Annotated in this window: 11 protein-coding genes; 6 read left to right on the forward strand and 5 right to left on the reverse strand. The window is 71.5% G+C overall.

Going from position 1 to position 20,726, the window contains the following annotated elements; all coding sequences use genetic code 11:
• Nucleotides 1-347 precede the first annotated feature (347 nt).
• Nucleotides 348-6,329, forward strand: a complete 5,982-nt coding sequence (locus WMF36_RS29100) for an AAA family ATPase (RefSeq protein ID WP_437574029.1) — start codon at nucleotides 348-350, stop codon at nucleotides 6,327-6,329.
• 87 nt (nucleotides 6,330-6,416) lie between these two features.
• Here WMF36_RS29100 and WMF36_RS29105 read toward each other — a convergent pair whose 3' ends face one another.
• On the reverse strand, nucleotides 6,417-7,076 hold the full coding sequence (locus WMF36_RS29105; protein ID WP_437574030.1) for a histidine phosphatase family protein: 660 nt from the start codon (nucleotides 7,074-7,076) through the stop codon (nucleotides 6,417-6,419).
• Nucleotides 7,077-7,167: 91 nt separating this feature from the next.
• Here WMF36_RS29105 and WMF36_RS29110 point away from each other — a divergent pair, with 91 nt between their 5' ends.
• The gene (locus WMF36_RS29110) at nucleotides 7,168-7,902 is read left to right on the forward strand and encodes a DUF7873 family protein (protein ID WP_437574031.1); all 735 of its coding nucleotides are present in this window, start codon (nucleotides 7,168-7,170) and stop codon (nucleotides 7,900-7,902) included.
• Between the two features lie 546 nt (nucleotides 7,903-8,448).
• Here the strand turns inward: WMF36_RS29110 and WMF36_RS29115 are convergent.
• Together WMF36_RS29115 and WMF36_RS29120 are read right to left on the reverse strand one after the other, a co-directional pair.
• Nucleotides 8,449-9,738: an MFS transporter gene (locus tag WMF36_RS29115; RefSeq protein ID WP_437574032.1), complete on the reverse strand. Its 1,290-nt coding sequence runs from the start codon at nucleotides 9,736-9,738 to the stop codon at nucleotides 8,449-8,451.
• Nucleotides 9,738-10,370: a TetR/AcrR family transcriptional regulator gene (locus WMF36_RS29120; RefSeq protein ID WP_437574033.1), complete on the reverse strand. Its 633-nt coding sequence runs from the start codon at nucleotides 10,368-10,370 to the stop codon at nucleotides 9,738-9,740. Before WMF36_RS29120 ends, WMF36_RS29115 begins: the two co-directional genes overlap by 1 nt.
• A 177-nt stretch (nucleotides 10,371-10,547) precedes the next feature.
• On the opposite strand from WMF36_RS29120, the gene WMF36_RS29125 reads away from it, so the two are divergent.
• Nucleotides 10,548-12,284, forward strand: coding sequence for a trypsin-like serine peptidase (locus WMF36_RS29125; protein ID WP_437574034.1), 1,737 nt, complete (start codon nucleotides 10,548-10,550; stop codon nucleotides 12,282-12,284).
• Here WMF36_RS29125 and WMF36_RS29130 read toward each other — a convergent pair.
• On the reverse strand, nucleotides 12,266-12,850 hold the full coding sequence (locus tag WMF36_RS29130; protein ID WP_437574035.1) for a GNAT family N-acetyltransferase: 585 nt from the start codon (nucleotides 12,848-12,850) through the stop codon (nucleotides 12,266-12,268). The genes WMF36_RS29125 and WMF36_RS29130 overlap by 19 nt on opposite strands.
• A gap of 280 nt (nucleotides 12,851-13,130) precedes the next feature.
• On the opposite strand from WMF36_RS29130, the gene WMF36_RS29135 reads away from it, so the two are divergent.
• The 3 genes from WMF36_RS29135 to WMF36_RS29145 all read left to right on the forward strand — a co-directional run bounded on the left by WMF36_RS29135 (nucleotide 13,131) and on the right by WMF36_RS29145 (nucleotide 19,452).
• Nucleotides 13,131-14,441: a ferritin-like domain-containing protein gene (locus WMF36_RS29135; protein ID WP_437574036.1), complete on the forward strand. Its 1,311-nt coding sequence runs from the start codon at nucleotides 13,131-13,133 to the stop codon at nucleotides 14,439-14,441.
• Nucleotides 14,442-15,177: 736 nt separating this feature from the next.
• A complete protein-coding gene (locus WMF36_RS29140) occupies nucleotides 15,178-17,499 on the forward strand; it encodes a collagen-like triple helix repeat-containing protein (RefSeq protein WP_437574037.1) in 2,322 nt (773 codons plus the stop codon).
• Between the two features lie 744 nt (nucleotides 17,500-18,243).
• Nucleotides 18,244-19,452, forward strand: a complete 1,209-nt coding sequence (locus WMF36_RS29145; protein WP_437574038.1) for a glycosyltransferase — start codon at nucleotides 18,244-18,246, stop codon at nucleotides 19,450-19,452.
• Nucleotides 19,453-19,529: 77 nt separating this feature from the next.
• Here the strand turns inward: WMF36_RS29145 and WMF36_RS29150 are convergent, their stop codons facing one another.
• Nucleotides 19,530-20,672, reverse strand: a complete 1,143-nt coding sequence (locus WMF36_RS29150) for a serine/threonine-protein kinase (RefSeq protein ID WP_437574039.1) — start codon at nucleotides 20,670-20,672, stop codon at nucleotides 19,530-19,532.
• Between the last annotated feature and the right edge of the window lie 54 nt (nucleotides 20,673-20,726).

Raw genomic sequence — 20,726 nt, forward strand, 5'->3', positions numbered from 1 at the left:
GTGTTCACCGAGGCCTCTGCGAGCGATTCAGCCTGCTTGCTGCCGGTCGCGACGTGAAGCGCCCTGAGCGCCGATTCCACAACGGACACTTCCCGTCCGATCGCAGCCCTCGACGCCTCGCGGCCCGCACGATCGTGCGCCCATTGCGCACGGGTTCGTCCGCCGCGAACGGATCCGGCGACTGCGCTGACGCCGCTTCGACGAACACCTGGCACGACCCGGGGCGCCGCAGGCGAGCCGGCGCGAGGGCGCGCCGCGATTTGTCCATGGCGAAGCGCGGCACTTTTGGCAACATCTTGATCCACGTCGACGCCTCGGAGGCCGCTCCGGCTTTCGATGATCTTCCTATGCCCCAGAGTCCACGCTACCTCGTGCTGGAGGTCCTGCACACCGGGGCAGACACGATCCTCTATCGAGCGCGGCGCAACGAAGACGGACTACCGGTCGTGCTCAAGGTCCTGCGGCGCGACCACGCCAGCCCTCAGGCCCTCGGGCGGCTGCGCCACGAGCACGAGGTGGCCAGCCGGCTCGACGTGCCCGTCATCGTGAAGGCGTACGCGATCGAGGCGCTCGGCGACCAGGTGGCCCTGGTCCTGGAGGACTTCGGCGGCCGCTCGCTCGACAAGCTCCTCGACGGGCCGATGCCGCTCGAGCGCTTCTTCCCCCTCGCCCTGCGCCTCTCCGACGCGCTCGCCGAGCTGCATCGGCACCATGTCATCCACAAGGACATCAAGCCCCAGAACCTGCTCTACAACCCCGATACCGGGGAGGTGAAGCTCACCGATCTCGGGATCGCCCGCCTCTCGCCCCGCGCGCCGGAGGACCTCGCCCACGACGGGCTCATCGCGGGGACGCTGGCGTACATGGCGCCGGAGCAGACGGGCCGGATGAACCGTTCCATCGACGAGCGGACCGACCTGTACTCCCTCGGCGTCACCTTCTACGAGATGCTGACTGGCACCCTGCCCTTCCAGGCGAGCGACCCCGTGGAGTGGGTGTATTGCCACATCGCCCTGACGCCGCCCTCGCCTCACGCGATCGTCCCCTCGATTCCCCCGCAGCTGTCGGCGGTCGTGCTCAAGCTGCTGGCCAAGGCCGCCGAGGAGCGTTATCAGAGCGCGCTCGGCCTCCGGCACGACCTCGACCGTTGCTTCGCCGAGCTCCGGTCGCGCGGCGCCATCGACGCCTTTCCGCTCGGGCAGCGCGACGTCTCGGACCGGTTCCAGATCCCGCAGCGGCTCTACGGCCGCGAGCGCGAGGTCGAGGCGCTGCTCGCCGTCTTCGAGCGCGTCGTGGCGCAGGGCCTGCCCGAGCTCGTGCTCGTGTCGGGCTACTCGGGCGTCGGCAAGTCGTCGCTCGTGGCCGAGCTGCACAGGCCGGTCGTGCGCGAGCGGGGCTTCTTCCTCTCCGGCAAGTTCGAGCAGCTCAAGCGGGACGTCCCCTACCACGCCTTCCTTCAGGCGTTTCGCGGGCTCGTGCAGGAGATCCTGTGCGTGAGCGAGGAGGAGCTCGAGCGCTGGCGGCAGCGCCTGCGGGAGGCCCTCGGCGCGAGCGGCGGGCTGCTCACCGGCGTGCTCCCCGAGCTCGAGCTGCTCCTCGGCCCGCAGCCGCCGGTACCCGAGCTCCCTGCGGTCGAGGCCCGGCACCGGTTCCACGCGACGCTCCAGCGCTTCGTCGCCGCGTGCGTCCAGAAGGAGCACCCGATGGTGCTCTTCATCGACGACCTCCAGTGGGCCGACGCCGGGAGCCTCCAGCTGCTCGAGCAGCTCGTCACGTACGCCGAGGCCGAGCACCTCCTGCTGATCGGCGCCTACCGGGACAACGAGATCGGCCCGGCGCACCCGCTGTCGCTCATGCTGGCCGACGCGCGAAAGCGCGGCGCCCTCGTCACCGACATCGTCCTCGCGCCGCTCTCTCCGTCCGACGTCGGCGCGCTCGTCGCCGGCGCGGTGCACGCCCCGGCTGCGCAGGTCGAGCCGCTCGCCCGGCTCATCTACGAGAAGACCGGCGGCAACCCCTTCTTCGCGATCCAGTTCCTGATGGAGCTGCACCAGGAGGGGCTCATCGCCTTCGACGCGGAGGCGGGGGCCTTTCGCTGGGACATCGCCGCGATCCGCGACAAGGGCTTCAGCGACAACGTCGTCGACCTGATGGTGGGCAAGCTGAAGCGGCTCTCCGCCCCGGCGCAGGACGCGCTCAAGCTCGCCGCGTGCCTCGGCAGCAGCCTGATCCTCGACACCCTCGCGGTGGTCGCGAAGCGCCCGGCGACGGAGCTCGGCGAGGCGCTCGCGGAGGCCGTGCGAGAGGGGCTGCTCCTCCGCCGCAATGGCGCGTACCGGTTCCTCCACGACCGGGTGCAGCAGGCCGCCCAGGCGCTCATCCCCGCGGCGCAGCTCGCCGAGGTGCACCTGAGAATCGGCCAGCTACTCTTGAAGGCCCAGCGCGCAGAGGAGCGCGAAGATGCGCTCTTCAACATCGTGGGCCACCTCAACCGCGGCGCCGCGCTCATCCGATCTCCGGCGGAGCGGGCCGAGCTCGCCGCGCTGAACCTCCGCGCCGGCAGGAGGGCCAAGGCCGCGGCGGCCCACGAGACCGCCGCCGCCCTCTTCGCCGCGGGCATGGCCCTCCTCTCCGAGGAGCGCTGGGAGACGCAGTACGAGCTCGCCCACGACCTGAGCCTGGAGCGCGCGTACGCCGCGTACGTCATCGGCAGCTTCGAAGAAGCCGAGCGGCTCCTGGAAGAGCTCATGGCTCGCACGAGGACCAGGGTCGAGAGGGCCGCTGTCGTCGAGCTCGCCGTCGCGCTGAACGTCACCCGCGGACAGGTCGCGCGCGCCGTGGAGCTCGGGCTCTCGTGCCTCCGCGCCTGGGACATCGATGTACCGCTCCCTGTCACCGACGCGCAGGCCGAAGAGGAGACCGAGAGCGTCTGGCAGATCCTGGGCGATCGGCCCATCGAGGACCTGATCCATCTGCCCGCCATGACGCACCCGGAGTTCAAGATCGCGATGGGGGTCCTCCGGGGCGTGGCCGTCCCGGCGTTCTTCGTGGACCCGGACCTGCACTATCTGCTCGTGGTGCGCATGGTCAAGCTCAGCCTCCGCCACGGCAATGCGGAGAGCTCCGCCCACGCGTACGCCGCCTTCGCGCGGGTGCTCGCCCCGCGGTTCGGGCGCTACAAGGAGGCTTATCTGTTCGGCAAGCTCGCCTGCGACCTGGCGGACAGGAGCCCCGTCCTCGCCATAAAATCCCCGGTGTTCACGCTGTTCGGACAGCAGATCGTCTTCTGGATGCGCCACTACAGAGAGACGTATCCGTATACGCGCGCCGGCTTCAACGCCGCGGTGGAATGCGGCGACTGGAACAACGCCTGTTACAACTGCATCTGGGCGCCGACGTTCCCGCTGCTCTGCGGTGAGCCGCTGGAGGACGTCCTCCACCAGACCGAGGACCGCCTCGGCTTCGTGCGCAAGGCCGGTTATGCGTTCGTTCATGCCGTCCTCCTCGGCGTCCGGTACCTCATCCAGACGCTGCGCGGGCGGCCGGTCCATTTCTCGATGCTGGACGGCTCCGAGCTGGATCAGGCGGGCTTCGAGGAGTGGCTCTCTCCAGCGGGCTCGCGCAGCGCTGACAGCCTGTATTACAGCCTGAAGGCGCAGGCGCTGTTCATCCTCGGCTCTCCGGGCGAGGCGCTCGCGGCGTCGTCCCGTCTGGTCGTCGATTACAACGGGAAGAACGACACGCACGCGCTCGTCGCCGAGACCTTCTACTATCACGCGCTCGCGCTCGCCGCCGTCTGCGGCGAGGCACAGCCGCCCGAAGGGCTCCTCCAGTGCGAGCGGCAGCTCGGCGAGTGGGCGGAGAGCTGCCCCCCGAACTTCCTTCACAAGCACACCCTCGTCCGCGCCGAGATCGCCCGTCTCCTGGGGCAGGAGCCGGAGGCCATCCGGCTTTACGAGCACGCCATCGCATCGGCGCGGGAGGGCGGCTTCGTCCAGCACGAGGCCATCGCCTGCGAGCTCGCCGCGGGCTTCTACCGCGCGCGCGGCCTGTCCACGCCCGAAGGCGCCTACCTGCGAAGGGCACGCGCCGGCTACTTCCGCTGGGGCGCCCACGCCAAGGTGGAGCAGCTCGACCAGCGCTACCCCGATCTCGTCGAGCGCAAACCGATCGCCCCCACGGTCACCTTCGCCGTGCGGGCCGAGCAGTTCGACGTCCTGTCGGTCGTCAAGGCCGCGCAGAGCATCTCCGGCGAGCTCAAGCTCCCGCGCCTGCTCGAGATGCTGCTGCGCATCGTGGTCGAGCACGCGGGCGCCGGCGAGGGTTATGTGCTCCTGGTCCGGGAAGATCGCCTGTCGACCGCGGCGGCGATCGCGGCCTCCGGGGGCGCGGCGCGGCTGCTCGACGCGGGCGAGACGGCGGCGGCGGCGCTGCCGCGGTCCATCCTCAACTACGTTCGCCGGAGCCACGAGCGCGTGCTGCTCGACGACGCCGCCGCCAGACACCCGTTCTCGGAGGACGCGTATTTCACCCAGAGGAGGCCGAGATCGGTGCTGTGCCTCCCGATCGTGCGGCAGGCCCGTCTGCTCGGCCTGCTTTATCTGGAGAACAAGCTCGTCGCCGGGGCGTTCACCCCGGCGCGGCTCAGCGTGCTCGAGCTGCTCGCCTCGCAGTCGGCCATCTCGCTGGAGAACGCCATGCTCTATTCCCAGGTCGAGCAGGAGAACGCCGAGCGCCGGCGGGCGGAGCAGGCGCTGAAGGCCAACCAGGCGACGCTGCAAGCGATCGTGGACAACTCGAGCACGGCCATCTATCTGAAGGATCGCGAGGGCCGGTATGTGCTCGCCAACCGGCAGACGGGCAAGGCCGTGGGGCTGTCGAGCCATGAGGTCCTCGGAAAGACCGACGTCGAGCTCTTTCCTAGGCCGACCGTCGAGACCCTCCAGAGCAACGACCGGCGCGTGCTCGAGGCGGGCGAGCCGCTGGAGTTCGAGGAGGAGATATGGGTGAAGGACGGGCCGCACACCTTCCTGTCGGTCAAGTTCCCGCTCGGCGAGGGGGTCATGCCGGGCGTGCTGTGCGGCATCTCCACGGACATCACCGAGCGCAAGCGGGCCGAGCAGGCCGAGCGCTTCCTGGCCGAGGCGGGTCGCAGGCTGATGGCCCTCGGCTACAGCACGACCCTCGAGAGCGTGGCGCAGCTCGCGGTGCCCGAGCTGGCCGACCAGTGCCTCGTCGATGTGCGCCTCGATCACGACGCCCCGGGACACACGGCCACTGCGGGCGTGCCCGACGAGCTGGTCGACGCCGTGAAGGACGCGCTGCGGCCCCTGACCGCGGCGTCGCCGGTCCGGCCCGAGGTGGGCGACGTCGGCGCCGCGCCGCGCCTGCGGCAGCTCGGCATTCACGCGTTCCTCCGGGTTCCGCTCCTCGCGCGCGACCGGTGCTTCGGGGTCATGACCTTGCTGGCGACCGCGCCCTGGCGCCATTACGGCCCTGCCGACCTGTGGCTGGCCGAGGAGCTGGGGAGTCGCGCGGCGCTCGCGCTCGACAACGCCCGTCTGTTCGCCGAGGCGCAGAAGGCCATCGAGCGGCGGGACGAGTTCCTCCTCGTCGCCTCGCACGAGCTCAAGACCCCGCTGACCTCGCTGAAGATGCAAGCGCACCTCATCGAGCGGCTGCTGCGTCGTTACCAGCGGGCCGAGATCGCCCCGGAGCGGATCGACGCGGCGCTCCAGGTCCTCAATCGCCAGATCGCGCGCCTCGCCCACCTCGTCAACGAGCTGCTCGACGTGACCCGGCTCAGCGCCGGGCGGCTGACGCTCGTGCGCACGCCGGTCGATCTGGCGGCCCTGACGCGCGAGGTCGTCGAGCGCATGCGCCAGCAGCTCGCCGACGCCCGCTGCGGCGTCCAGCTCGAGCTGGACGAGCCCGTGGTCGGGCGCTGGGATCCGTCTCGCGTAGAGCAGGTCCTCATCAACCTCCTGTCCAACGCGATGAAATACGGCGCCGGCGGCCCCATTCATGTCGTCGTGCGCGGGCAGTCCGAGCGCGCGACGCTCGTGGTCCGGGACCACGGAATGGGCATTGCGGAGGCGGATCAGGCCAGGATCTTCGAGCGCTTCGAGCGCGCGGTGTCGGTCCGCAACTTCGGCGGGCTCGGCCTCGGGCTCTACATCGTCCGCTCGATCGTGACCTCGCACGGCGGCACCATCCGCGTGGAGAGCGAGCCGGGCGCCGGCGCCACCTTCATCGTGGAGCTCCCTCTGGATGCGGCCGAGACCGAGACAGACACCGACAGCCGGAGTGCCGTGCTCCCGTCGGCGTAGGGCGTCCGGCGGGGATCGCTCGGAGCGATTGACCCGCACCGGACGTCTGGCCGTCCGGGGTCGGACGGCTGACCACCGCATCGCGCCTCACGCCGGCGGCGCGGAGAGCGCCTCGGCCAGCGCGTCGCCGAGGTGAGCGGCGTCGTTCCAGACGACGACGCGGTAGCCGCTGCTCGGGTCGTGCTCGATCAGGGAGACTCCCGTGTTCGCCAGCACCTGCAGCGCCTTCAGCCCGCCGGCGTCCATCTGGAGTATCCGCCCGACAGCGGTCTTGATGGCCGCGCCGTGGGACACCAGCCCGACCGCCTCGCCCGCGTGCCGCTCCGCGATCCGGTCGAGCGCGCGCATCATGCGATCGCCGAGCTCCGCGTACGTCTCGCCGCCCCCGCGCCGGACATCGACGCCGCGCCGCCATGCAGCCCACTCCTCGGGGAAGCGCGCCTGCACGTCGGCGCGGCTGAGCCCCTGCCAGGCGCCGAGGCTCACCTCCCGCAACGCTGGGTCCGCGACGGCCTCGAGGCCCAGCGCCGAGGCCACGCGCTCCGCCGTCTCCTCGGCGCGCTCGAGGTCGGAGCAGTAGACCGCCGAGAGCCGGATCCGCGCGCCGGCGAGCCGCTCGGCGAGCCGCGCGGCCTGTTCGCGCCCGCGCGCGTTGAGCCCGCGCCCCGCCTGTCCCTGGAAGACCTGCGCGCGGTTGTCGTCGGTCTCCCCGTGCCGGATGAGCAACAGCTTCGTGGTGGCGTGCACGATGGCCGCACTGTAGCAGGGCGCGCGCGGCGCGATGGCGCTGACAGGCGCTCTGCTCCTCTGATAGGGTAGCCCCCCCCAGGAGACCGCCATGCCTCGCTTGAACCAGATCATCGCCATCGAGAAGGGCGTCAAGGCCCGCTCCCACCAGCGCCTCACCGAGGCGCACCACGCGCTGCAGAAGCCGGCGCTGCTCTCCGGGATCGCGCGCACCTACAGGTCGAAGGACGAGGAAGGGGAGCAGCTCCCGCCCGAGGCGACGAGGGTGCAGGCGAAGGCCGAGGAGATCATCCGGAGCACGGTCGACATCCTGGGCGAGCTCTTCGACGTCACGGCCACAAAGGACTACGCCAACTGCAAGGCGCGCGCGGACGTGGTGGTCGACGGCAAGGTGCTGCTCACGGGGGCGCCGGTGACCTACCTGCTCTTCCTGGAGAAGCAGCTCGTCGACCTGCACACCTTCATCAAGAAGCTGCCGGTGCTCGACGCGTCCGAGAGCTGGACGTTCGATCCCTCCGCGGACTCCTGGGCGACCGAGCCGGTGCAGACCGCGCGGACCAAGAAGATCCCGCGCAACCACGTCAAGGCCGAGGCGACGGACAAGCACCCCGCGCAGGTGGAGGTCTATCACGAGGATATCGTGGTCGGTTACTGGAAGACGGTGAAGTTCTCGGGCGCGCTGCCGGCGCGGCGCATCAACGAGCTGCTCGATCGGGTGGAGAAGCTGCAGAAGGCGGTCAAGTTCGCCCGCGAGGAGGCGAACAACCAGGCGGCCGACGAGCAGAAGGTCGGGGCCGCCGTCCTCGGGTTCATCTTCGGCGCCTGACGCGCGCCCGCTCCCCTGCCCCGGCGGCGCTTGCGCGGCGGCCGCCGGGGCGATATCGTGGCGGCGGAGTGCAAGTTGAAGCTCAAGCTCAGCTTGATGGGCACGGCGCCCCAGTGCAGGTTCGAGCCCTGCCCCCGCCATTTCATCGTCGCCTTCACGGCGGGGTAGCCCAACTCGGTAGAGGCAGCGCCGGCCCGATCAATGGTCTCAAGCTCTCACTCCAGGCTCGAGCATTCGCCGCCGATCACCCAATCGAACGGGAAGAGGCTAAAATCGTCGGATGCTGGTTCAATTCCAGCCTGGCCAGCCCGCGCCGCGGTGAGGCGATGCCTCCCCTCGCGCGGCGCCGGGGTGTTCCCGCCCCGGCGCGCAGATCACAATGGCCGGTAGTTCAATGGCAGAGCACGACGGTGTGAGGACTGACCTCTGACCTTAAACGTGTGGGTGTGCGCAGATGGCGGCAAACCGAGGCCCGGGACTAGGCTACAGTCCCGGGCCTCACCTATTTCAGGCGCCAGCGGGCCGCGGGCGCCGTCCCCGCGGAGGTCAAACGCCGGTTGACGGCTCTCCCGGGTGCCGGTCCGGCGAGCGCCCGGACGACGAGGCCTCCTCCAGCGCGAGCTTCGCAGGGAGGCGCGCGCTCGGAAACAGCAGATGCGCGAGGACCGGCGAGAGCGCCGCCAGAACAGCCGCCAGGCTGAAGTGCAACGGATAGCCGAGGCGCCCCGCCGAGAACCCGCTCGCGGCCGAGGCGACCCCCGTGGCGATCACCACCACGCTGGCCTGAACGGTGTAGTCCGTGGCGGCGCTCTCCCGATCGGTCCAGTCCATCATGCACGTGAAGAGCGCCGCCGTGGCCATCCCTCCGGCGAAGTGCTCGAACGCGCAGAGCGCCGTCAGCAGCGGCACCCCTGCATCTGCGCGGGCGACGTACGCGTACCCGAGCACGCTCGCCGCCTGGAGGACCGCGAAGCCGACGAGCGACGATCGCCGCCCGAGCCGCAGCACAAGCGCCCCACCGGTCAGCGCGCCGAGCAGCCCCGCCACGAAGCCCACCGTCCCGAGCAGCCAGCCGAGTTCCGCGAGGGAGAGGCCGAGATCGGACAGGAACGGCCGGAGCATGCCGACCGCAAAGGCGTCGCCGAGCTTGTACACGACGATGAGCGCGAGCACCCGCCGGGCATGAGGGCGTTTCCAGAACGAGGCGGCAATGGCGGCAACCGACGAGGAGGATCGCGCCCCCTCGCGCCCGCCCCCCGCCTCGCGGGCGAGCAGCGTGGGGACGCTCAGGAGCGCGATGAACAGCGCCATGATGGCGAAGGTGAGCCGCCAGCCCAGCCGCTCGAAGAAGACGAGCAGCACCCCTCCGCCCACGATCATCCCGGCCCGATAGCCGGCCACCTGGATGCCGTTGGCCCAGCCCCGCTCGCGCGGCTCCAGCATGTCCACCGCCAGGCCGTCCGTGGCGATGTCCTGGGTCGCCGAGAGCAGATTGACGATCAGCACCGCCACGAGGACAGAGGAGAGCCCCTCCCCCGGCTCCCGCAGCGAGACGAGCCCGAGCGCCACGATCGTGAGCCCTTGCAGGGGGAGGATCCACGAGCGGCGGCGCCCGAGCCGGGGAAAGAAGAAGCGATCGACGAGCGGCGCCCAGAGGAACTTGAGCCCCCACGGGAGCGCGAGCAGCGAGGCGAGGCCGATGCCCTCCAGCGAGATCCCCTGCTTGCGCAGGAGGACGGGGAGCGCCTGGGTGAAGAACCCGAACGGGAGACCCTGGCACATGTAGAGCGACGTCAAGAGCCCGAGCCGTCGCAAGGACAGGTGGGGAAAGCGCATCAGCGGCTCGCCTTCCTGGTGGCCGAGGAGAGACCGAAGAGCCCCGACGCCATCGCCCACGTCGCGCCGGCGGCCGAGCCCGGGGGGATGAGATCGCGCGCCGTGGCCGCGAGCACGAAATACCCCTGAATGGTGGCCACGATGGCCGCTGCCGCGGCGTCCACGTCGCCGCGCGCGCAGGAGAACACCCGCTCCCGCGCGCCGCGCCGCGCGATCGCGGCGAGCTTCTTGACCGCGCTCTCGAGCGCTCCCGCGAACGCCTTTTGCACCTCGGCGTCCCGGAGCGCCTCGCCGCTCACGCAGATCCAGCACGCGAGCGCCTGCGGGTCGGCCCCCTCGCCCACCCGCAGGTGCGCGTCGATGAACGCGCGGAGCTCGGCCTCCGGATCGCCCGCCGCGGGAGCGAGCCGCCGCTCGATCCGATCGGCATACTCCTGCGCGAGCAGCGCGACGGCGGCGAGCAGGATCTCTCGCTTGCTCTCGAAGTGGTAGTGGATGAGCCCCGGCGCGAGGTGAGCCGCCGCCGCGATGGCCCCGATGGACGCCCCCTCATAGCCGCGCTCCGCCATGACCATCAAGAGAGCGCGCGCGATCTGGGCTCGACGTTCGGCGGTGTTGGACGGGCGAGGCATCCTGCCGCTCCTGCGCCCGCTGGCGCACCAGTTTATTGGTTGGTCGTACAACCAACTTATGAAACGACCTCGGCCGCCTGTCAAGGAGGGGCTCGGGACGCTCGAGCAGGATCGCGCCGGGCGGGCTGCAGAGGCAGCAGGTAAGCTACGGCGTCCCGCCATCAAGGAGCTCGTTCGATGATGTCGCGTTCTCTCTCGTGGATGATCGCAGGGCAGCTCTCCTGCGCCTGCCTCGTCTCCTCGTCCTGCGCGCCGTCGTCGCCCCCCGGCGACCCAGGCGGACAAGGCGCCGGCGGCTCGGGGGCAGGTGCGGGCGGCGCTGGCGGAGAGGCCGGCGCTGGCGGAGAGGCCGGCGCTGGCGGAGAGGCCGGCGCTGGCGGGGAGGCCGGCGCTGGCGGAGAGGCCGGCGCTGGCGGAGAGGCCGGCGCTGGCGGAGAGGCCGGCGCTGGCGGGGAGGCCGGCGCTGGCGGCTCGGGCGGGAGCGAGCCGGGAGCCGGGGAATCCGAGCTCCTCTCGGGGCGGGACCAGGCCAGCGCTCCTTTCAGGGCGGTGGGACGGCTGAGCGGCGGGCTCGGCTCCGGCGCCTGCACAGCCTTTCTCGTCGACCCCGCGGGGCGCCCCGAGGCGCCGGCGCACGTGCTGACCAACGCCCACTGCACCCACGAGTGGGCCCTGGAGGCCGCGGCCAACGCGGTGTTCGTGGACACCGAGGCGACCCCGGAGCTGCGGATGATCTTCAACTACTTCGGCGACACCGAGGACGCGCAGGTGGAGGTCCCGGCGAAGACGATCCGCTATGCGACGATGAAGGGCACCGACCTGGCGGTGGTCGAGCTCGACACGACGATCGGCGCCCTCGCGGCGCGCGGCGTCGTCGCGCTCGGCCTCGCGCCCTCGGCGCCGCCTCCGGGGGCGCGCGTGTCGGTGGTCGGCGCGCCGCAGCTCGAGGTGGAGTTCCTGCGGCGCGCCCGCTGCAGCGAGGAGGGCACCTTCGATATCGTCGAGCTCCGCTGGCACTGGTTCGGCGCGCACCGGAACCGCTGCGCCGACATCGCGAACGGCAGCTCGGGCTCGCCGGTGCTGGACGACGCGCAGCGGGTCTATGCGATCGTCAACACCACGACCCTGGGGAGCCCGCCCGACGGCGACTGCTTCCTCGGCAGGCCTTGCGAGATCGACGCGCCCCCCGGGGTGTCGTCCGGGGGCGCGAGCTACGCCGTCGACGTGACCGGCGTGAGCGCCTGCTTCGGGGACGACGGTCGCTTCGCGCTGGATCGCGAGGGCTGCGCGCTCGACGCCGGCCGGGCGCTCGACGTGCTGGCCTATCCCGCTCCCCGCGAGCGACCGAGCGACCCGGTGACCGGCGCGACGAACCCCTGGAATGTGACGCTCGGCGCGCGGGACGCGCTCGGGTTCTTCCGCTACAAGCTGGGGCGCGCCGGCGAGGTCGACTGCCGCCGGCCAGAGGGCTATTCAGCCCCGATCAAGCTCGATTCCCAGGAGCTGTCGGCCCTTTCGCTGCCCGAGGCCGAGGGGGTCCACCTGCTCTGCGTGCTCGCCGGCCCGACGGCGACGCCCGACGCCGCGTGGCAGCCGCTCTCGTTCCCCACGGTCGTCCTCACCACGATCGACACGACCCCGCCCTCGCGCCGTCCCGAGCTCTCGCGCGGGGGAGACGCGACGGAGGGCATGCGCGTCGAGCCGATCTTCTCCCTGCCGGAGCTCGCGGACTTCGAGTACCGCTTCGGCCCCCAGGACACGACCGACTGCGATGATCCGGCCGCCGAGTGGCTCAGATACCGGCGGTTTCCCATCTTCCTCGACCCCCGCGCCCTGCCGGCCCGGTTCTGCGTGCGCGCCACGGACTGGGCAGGCAACGTGGGGAAGCCGTTCGACTACCTGCTGCCCGAGTGAGCCACGTCGCTCGCCAGCCGAGGCGGCGCCGGCCTCGGGAGCACGAACTCTTCCGCCGCGAACCCTTTGCACACGCCTGGCCCCATCCGGCGGAACCCGAGCTTCTCGAGCACCCTGACCGACGCGGCGTTCTCGAGCATCGCATGCGCGACGAGGCGCGGGAGCCCGAGCTCCTCGAACGCATACCGGATGCACGCCGCGGCCGACTCCGTGGCGTAGCCTCGGCCCCAGTGCTTCCGGAGGAAGCGGTATCCGAGATCCGCGAGCTCGTCGTCCTCGTGCCACCTCAGCCCGCACCAGCCGAGCTTCTCCCCCGTCTTCCGGTCCGAGACGACGAACCGGCCCATGCGGAATGCCTCGAACTGGTGCGCGAGCCGCGCGATCACCGCGCGCGCCTCGTCCTCGCTGGCGAACGCGGGGTCCCCCGTGTAGCGGAGCACCTCGGGATCGGCGTTCAGCTCCATCATGAACGGGACGTCGGAGGCCCGGTGGGGGCGGAGGCTCAGGCGTTCCGTCGAGAGGACAGCGGGGTAGTCGTCAGGTTCGTTCCTGTCGAGGGCGACCATCCTGCGATCCTACCGGGTCCGCCACGGCGATGCACCCGCGGGGTCGACCGGGCGGGAGCGTCGCCCCGGATCGGGCCCTGACACAGTGCGGCCCACGGTCGCTCTGGGTGCCTCGTGCGGCCGGCGCGGGGCCCGCGCTCGACGGCGGCCGCCCTCGTCGGGCGCTCCCCTGGCGCCCGGTGCGACGACGATGTCAGGCAGGGGACGCTCACCGTCCGCGCAAAGCGCGAGCTGCACGCGCCGTTCGCAGCGGCACAGAACTTGTTTCGTGCGGACGCATATGGCCTCTCCCAACTCCATCGACAAGATCCTGCGTCGTGTCCTGTCGCTCTCGCTCGCGCCCCTCGTCGGCGGGTGCGGGATCGACACAAGCGGCTTCGAGACCCTCCCTTGCGCGGCCGACGGCCGCACCCCGTACCTGGCGGGGGTCGAGCCCGGGGCTCCTGCCGACTACGTCGAGCTACGGAGGTCCACGGGCCCGGAGGGCCCGACGACGAACGCGCTCGAGTCCATGGGGGAGAGGTGCTCCGGGGCGGCGGACAGGCCGGCTTGCGAGGAGAAGATCGCGGCGGCCACGTCCAGCAAGGGGTTCCGCCTCGGAGATTGCGTGGATTTCTGCCCGGATCACGTCCTGATCGTCAACACGGGCGACGAGGTGACCGTCCTCGATACGCGGGACGGGGTGATGGCGTGGCTCGGCCCTGTGAACACGCCCGCGGACGCGGTGCTCGCCGCGTCGCTGGCGGACTACACCGTCCGCTGCAGCAAGCCTGACGAGGGCGGCGTCCGGCCCGCCGGGGACGCGTACGAGGTGCTCGCGACGAGGTACACGGAGACCTGTGCTCCGATCGAGCGCACGCTCTATGTGCTCGGGGTCGACGCGGGCGGCGATGTGCAGGAGCTGGAATCCGAGGTGATCGAGTCGGAGTCGGGCGCCTGCGTCGGCCGGAGGCCGGCGGGGCTGCTGCGGACCGCGGGCCGGGGCGCGACGCAGGTCGGGGCGTATTTCGCGAACGTGGCGCAGCTCGAGGCGGCGAGCGTCCGGGCCTTCGAGGTGCTCGGGCGCGAGCTCGTCCATCACGGGGCGCCGCGGCCGCTCGTGGAGCGGGCGCGCATCGCCGGGCGCGACGAGGTGCGGCACGCGCGGGTGATGCGGAGCCTCTCGGCGCGTTACGGCGGCCGCTGGCAGCCGCCGCGGGTGGAGCCGAGGCCGGTCCGATCGCTGGAGGAGCTCGCGATCGACAATGCGATGGAGGGGTGCGTGAGGGAGACGTACGGCGCGCTGGTCGGCATGTGGCAGGGGCGCGCCGCGCAGGATCCGCTGGTCCGGCGCGTGATGACGCGCATCGCGCGCGACGAGGCGCGGCACGCGAAGCTCTCGTGGGCGATCGACGTCTGGGTGCGGCCGCGGCTCTCGGCCGCCGAGCGGCGGCGCGTCGAGGAGGCGCGGCGCGGGGCGCTCGCCGCGCTCGAGGACGAGGCGCGGCGCGACGTCGATCGGGCGCTCGTGGTCCACGCCGGGATGCCGGATGAGCAGGCGGCGAGGAGGCTCTCGCGGAATTTCGCCGAAGCGCTCGCCGCCGGCGCCTAGCCGGCGCTCCGGCAAGTCGTTCTCCGCGTTCCAGATGAAACGCGGGTGTTCCGGCGGCGACTCGATTCGCCCGACATGCCTCCGGAGCGCTGAAACCATCTCCTCATTTTCGCGGTGATGCTCTCCTGGCGTCGTTGCGCGCTCGCGGGCGCGAGCTGCTGCTTTTCCAGGCGTTCGCCGTGCTCGGCCTTCGTTCGAATCCCGCAGAGCGCCCGGGCTTCGCGGGCGTCGCGGCGGCCAATTGGCGCTCCGCGGACGCGCGCCGGCAGGAGCCGTGGTTGTCAACCCCTCAGCTGGGGGCTTGGTGAACCGCCCCCATTAACTTAGGATCGCTCCAGACACAGCGGGTTGGCGACTGGAGCCTTCGAACGCTGGCAGCATCTGGCTGCGCCCGCGTCGTGGCGCGACCCGCCAGGTGTCGTATCGACGCATCGCCCTGGCTTTTCGTGCCGGTAATTGGTGGGACTTTCGTCGAGAAGTCGGGGCTGGGCAAGGGCGGAGATCCGCCTCGGAGTCGCCCTTCGCCCGATTCGCTCGCCTGTGGGCTCCACCTCATCTGAACACGACTGTCTGCGGGAATCGAGCGCACCGAAGCTCGAAATCGATAGAAAGGCGGACTCACATGCAAAAGTATCGAACGAGTGCGGTTTCTGCTGGAATCGTCGCCGGGCTTGCGGGCGTGATGGTCAGCGCAGGCGTGGGCTGGGCCGACGATGCAGAGCAGACCAAAGGATTCGTGGGTCAGCAGGCCTTCAAGGGAGAGCGCGGTCCTCAGGGGCCCCAGGGGCCCGTGGGGCCCAAGGGCGAGCGCGGTCCTCAGGGGCCCAAGGGTGAGCGCGGCGAGCCGGGCGCGCAGGGGCAGGCGGGGTTCGTCGGCCCTCAGGGCCTCAAGGGCATTGACGGCACGCACGGCCTCCAGGGGTCCAAGGGCGAGATGGGCCCTCAGGGCCTCAAGGGCGTCGACGGCGCGCGCGGTCCTCAGGGGCCGGCGGGGCCCAAGGGCGAGCGCGGTCCTCAGGGGCCGGCGGGCTCTCAGGGGCCCAAGGGCGAGCGCGGCGAGCCGGGCACGCAGGGGCAGGCGGGGCTCGTCGGCCCTCAGGGCCTCAAGGGCATTGACGGCACGCACGGCCTCCAGGGGCTCAAGGGCGAGATCGGCCCTCAGGGCTTCAAGGGCGTCGACGGCGCGCGCGGTCCTCAGGGGCTCAAGGGCGAGATGGGCCCTCAGGGCTTCAAGGGCGTCGACGGCGCGCGCGGTCCTCAGGGGCCGGCGGGGCCCAAGGGCGAGCGCGGTCCTCAGGGGCCGACGGGCCCTCAGGGGCCCAAGGGTGAGCGCGGCGAGCCGGGCGCGCAGGGGCAGGCGGGGCTCGTCGGCCCTCAGGGCCTCAAGGGCATTGACGGCAAGCACGGCCTCCAGGGGCTCAAGGGCGAGATCGGTCCCCAGGGCCTCAAGGGCGTCGACGGCGCGCGCGGTCCTCAGGGGTCCGTGGGACCCAAGGGCGAGATAGGCCCTCAGGGCTTCAAGGGCGTCGACGGCGCGCGCGGTCCTCAGGGGCCCATGGGACCCAAGGGCGAGATGGGCCATCAGGGGGTCAGTGGCGAGCGTGGGCCGCAGGGGCTCGTGGGTGCCATCGGCCCCCAGGGCCTCAAGGGCGCTGACGGCGCAAGGGGTCTCCAGGGGCTCCAGGGGCCCAAGGGCGAGCTCGGTCCCCAGGGCCTCAAGGGCGTCGACGGCGCGCGCGGTCCTCAGGGGCCGGCCGGACCCAAGGGCGAGATGGGCCATCAGGGCCTCCAGGGGCCCAAGGGCGAGGTCGGTTCCCAGGGCCTCAAGGGCGAGCGCGGCGAGCGCGGTCCTCAGGGGCCGGCCGGGCCGGTCGGACCCAAGGGCGAGATGGGCCCTCAGGGCCTCCAGGGGCCCAAGGGCGAGGTCGGTTCCCAGGGCCTCAAGGGCGAGCGCGGTCCTCAGGGGCTCACGGGTGCCATCGGTCCCCAGGGGCTCAAGGGCGAACGCGGTCCTCAGGGGCTCACGGGTGCCATCGGTCCCCAGGGTCTCAAGGGCGCCGACGGCGCGCGCGGTCCTCAGGGGCCGGCCGGGCCGGTCGGACCCAAGGGCGAGATGGGCCCTCAGGGCCTCCAGGGGCCCAAGGGCGAGGTCGGTTCCCAGGGTCTCAAGGGCGAGCGCGGTCCTCAGGGGCTCACGGGTGCCATCGGTCCCCAGGGTCTCAAGGGCGTCGACGGCGCGCGCGGTCCTCAGGGGCTCACGGGTGCCATCGGTCCCCAGGGCCTCAAGGGCGCCGACGGCGCGCGCGGTGCTCAGGGCCTCACGGGCGCCATCGGTCCCCAGGGCCTCAAGGGCGCCGACGGCGCGCGCGGTGCTCAGGGCCTCACGGGCGCCATCGGTCCCCAGGGCCTCAAGGGCGCCGACGGCGCGCGCGGTGCTCAGGGCCTCACGGGCGCCATCGGTCCCCAGGGTCTCAAGGGCGTCGACGGCGCGCGCGGTCCTCAGGGCCTCACGGGTGCCATCGGTACCCAGGGCTTCAAGGGCGTCGACGGCGCGCGCGGTCCTCAGGGGCCGGCCGGGCCGGTCGGACCCAAGGGTGAGATGGGCCCTCAGGGCCTCCAGGGTCCCAAGGGCGAGCGCGGCCCCCAGGGCCCCGCAGGCACCATCGGTTCCCAGGGCTTCAAGGGCGCCGACGGCGCAAGGGGCCTCCAGGGGCCGGCCGGACCCAAGGGCGAGAGCGGCGCGCAGGGACCCATGGGGTCACCCGGAATCGCCAAGATCCACGTGGTCTCCGTGACGCGCGAGGCAGGGCCGACAAGCACGTTCGTCAACGTCAAGGCGCTCTGCAACGCGGGTGAAGTCGTGATCAGCGGTGGATTCTCGATCTCCGGCGGAGCCCAGGCGACCAGCAGGGTGGTTGAGAACTCGCCGTTCGACGCCGCCGACCAAGGCCGCCCGGGCTGGACGTCGACCGCCGTGTTCGAGAACGGCTACGGCAAGAAGGGGCAGACGGTGGCGCTGACCACCTTCGCGGTCTGCGCCGAGGTGCCCGAGCGCTGATGCCGAACGACCGCAGGGCCATGCTCACGTGACCGTGAGCCCCACCTCTCGACCCGCTGCCCCCTGTCCCCCCCCACCACAGCCCTGAGGACAGGGGACAGCTGGCTCAGCCCCTCAGCCTTGCTCCCGACACACCGCACGGCGAGCGGCCGCGCCGCCGCCGCGCACGCCCCGCCCTCATCCCCCTCCGCCGCGGACAGCAGCAAGCGGACGCCTCCACGCGCGCCAGGAGCCCCGACGCGCCCCGGGCCCTCCCCATAATGTAGGACGGCTCACACCATCGGAACACCTGGACCCGGGTGCCGGGCCAGGCCGTGGTGGAGCTTGCACGCTTTTCGCAAGGAGCCCGGTCGGTGACATCGTGAACACTGGGCTCTTCAACGGCACCGAAAAAAATGCGCAGCTCCCGCGAGCCCTGCCGGAATTCCGGCGCGTCGTGGCTGCTGCGCACGAGCGCGGCGCCGCGACGCGTGGCGCCACGGCGGTGCCCTTTTTGTCACAGCTGTCGCCATGTGCCACAGCAGACCTTTCACGTAGTCGACTGACCGTCCGGTGAAGGCATCCCCTCACGTCAACCCAGAGGTACGAGGCATGTTGGAGAGAACCACGGAGAAAGCTCCTTGCCTCATAGACTCTGTGGTAACCTCCCCCACGGGACGAGGACACGAAGGAGGGGTTTCTCTCAGGTCAGACCACATGCGTCAGAGCGCACCCTAGAGGGAAACCATGAGTGTAGATTACCCTATGAAGACGACCCAGCATGCACCGATGACCCGAGCGCACCACAACCGTCTTGTGATCGCGCACGTGCTGAACTCCTTCCAGGTGGGAGGCGCGGAGCAGGTCGTGGTGGATCTGGCCGGGCTGCAGCGCGCGGCGGGGCATGAGGTGATGGTCGTGGGCATCGAGACGAACCCCGATGGGCCGCGCGCGGCGCAGCTCCGGGAGCGCGACGTCGCGGTGCACATGCTGCCGAAGCGCCCCGGCTTCGACCTCAAGCTCCCCGGGAAGCTCGCGGCGTTCTTCGCCAAGCATGGTGTCTCCATCGTGCACTCGCACAATCAGCTGCCGCTCATCTACGCGACGGCCGCGGGCCGGCTCCACCGCGTGCCCGTGTGCCACACGCTGCATGGCGCCATGTTCGATCAGGGCCGCAGGGCGTGGCTGCGGCACATGGCGGCCAGGCTCGCCGACGCGCACGTGGCCGTGTCGCAGCCGACGGCCGACTTCATGCTGAAGCACAACGAGGTCCCGAGCTCGAAGCTGCACGTGGTCCTGAACGGGATCGATCTCTCCCGGTTCAGGCCGGACTCCGTGGCCCGGCGCCGCATCCGGACCGAGCTCGGCATCCCCCAGGACGCGTGGGTCGCCGGGGCGGTCGGGCGCCTGTCGCAGGTCAAGAACCACGCCCTCCTGCTCCGCGCGGCCGCGGGGGTTCTGTCGGACAACGGGCGCCTCCTCCTCGTCGGAGACGGGCCGGAGGCCGCCTCGCTGCGCGCCCTCGCCGAGGAGCTCGGCATCGGCGACCGCGTCGTGTTCGCCGGCGAGCGGCACGACGTGCCGGAGCTCCTCTCCGCGAGCGACGTCTTCGTCCTGTCGTCGACGTCGGAGGGGCTGCCGCTCTCCATGGTGGAGGCCATGGCCACCGGCCTGCCCGTGGTCTCGACCGCCGTGGGCGGCATCCCTGCCCTGATCACCGACGGAGAGACAGGCTTCCTCGTGCCCTCGGACGACGTCGACACGCTCGCCGCGAAGCTCGCCGAGCTCAAGGCAGATCCCCGGCGGTCCGCAGCGATGGGCAAGCGAGGGCGGAAGCTCGCGCTGGGGCGCTACTCGGCGGAGCGCATGATGGCGAGCTACATGGATATCTACGAGACGCTCCTCTCCCGGCGGGAGTCGGAGCGACGCGCCGTGCTGCGGCCGAGCGAGCTGCTCGCCGGCTTGAACGCGTAGACCGCGCGCTCACGCGAAATGCGCGCCGGAGCGAGCCCGGGCGGAGGGCTGAGGGCCCTGACCGCCCGACGCTCGCTTCAAGGCGCGCGGGGGATCGTCGAGATCGCACCCGGGATCGTGGAGAGCGACGCCGGCGACGAGAGCCCCGGCGTCCGGGGAGGCCGCGTCTGGGCCTGGGGACGACCTGACGGCGACCGCGCATCGAGCGCGCCGAGGTCGCGCACCTCCGTCGAAGGCGCGAGCGCACCCCGCGGCGGCGGTGGCGTGATGGTGCTCCGGGGCAGCGGCGCGAGGGTGCTCCGCGACGGCGGCACGAGGGTGCTCCGCGCGGGCGGCGCGACCGCGACCGCAGCCTGCGCCTCGCGCACCGCCGCCAGCATCGACCGCACGTCGGGCCAGCGATCCGCCTGCGCGAACTCGAGCGCCCGGTCCACCACCCGCACCACGACAGGGTGCATCGACGGCTGGATCCTCGCGAGCGACGGGATCGGGCACGTCATCCGCAGGAAGAAGAGCTCATTGACCGTCGACGCGTCCTGCACGTACCGGTTCGTGAGCAGCGAGAACATCGTCGCCCCCAGCGCCCAGATGTCCGTCCGCGCATCGACGAGATCCCAGCGCGCGCGCGCCTGCTCGGGCGGCATGTACGCCGGCGTCCCCATCGCCCGCAGCCCCACCAGCGACGTCTGCCCCGAGGGGAGCCGCAGGCGCGCGATGCCGAAATCGAGGATCTTCACCGAGTGCTCGCGCGTGAGGAAGATGTTGTCGGGCTTCAGATCCCGGTGAACGACCCCGTTATCGTGCGCGGCCGCGAGCACGTCGAGGATCTGCTCGCTCACGGAGAGGACCTCGGCAGGAGGCAGCGGGCCCTTCTGCGCCTTCCAGCGCTGGAGGAGGGTCTCTCCCTCCAGGAGCTCCATCACCAGGAAGGGTGACCCATCCTCGGTCACGTCATCCGCGAGCACCGCCACGACCCCGGGGTGACTCACGGTGTTCACGATCGCCTTCTCGCGGAGGAACCGGGCCCGATCGACCTTGTCCCTCGCCCGCTCAGGGTGCAGCAGCTTGATCGCGACCCGCTGGCCGCTCCGGTGCGTCGCGGCATACACGGCGGCCATTCCCCCGAGGCCGATCAGCGCGTCCAGCCGCCACGCGCCGTTGAGCACCGCTCCCACGCGTGCCTGCGCCCTCTGGCCATGCGTGACATTCTCGAAGTCCATGGCTCGTTCTCTCTGTGTGCCCTCGGGCAACCGATGCTTCAGCGCTCGCGACGC

It is taken from the genome of Sorangium sp. So ce887 (assembly GCF_051521455.1).
Taxonomy (GTDB): Bacteria; Myxococcota_A; Polyangia; order Polyangiales; family Polyangiaceae; genus Sorangium.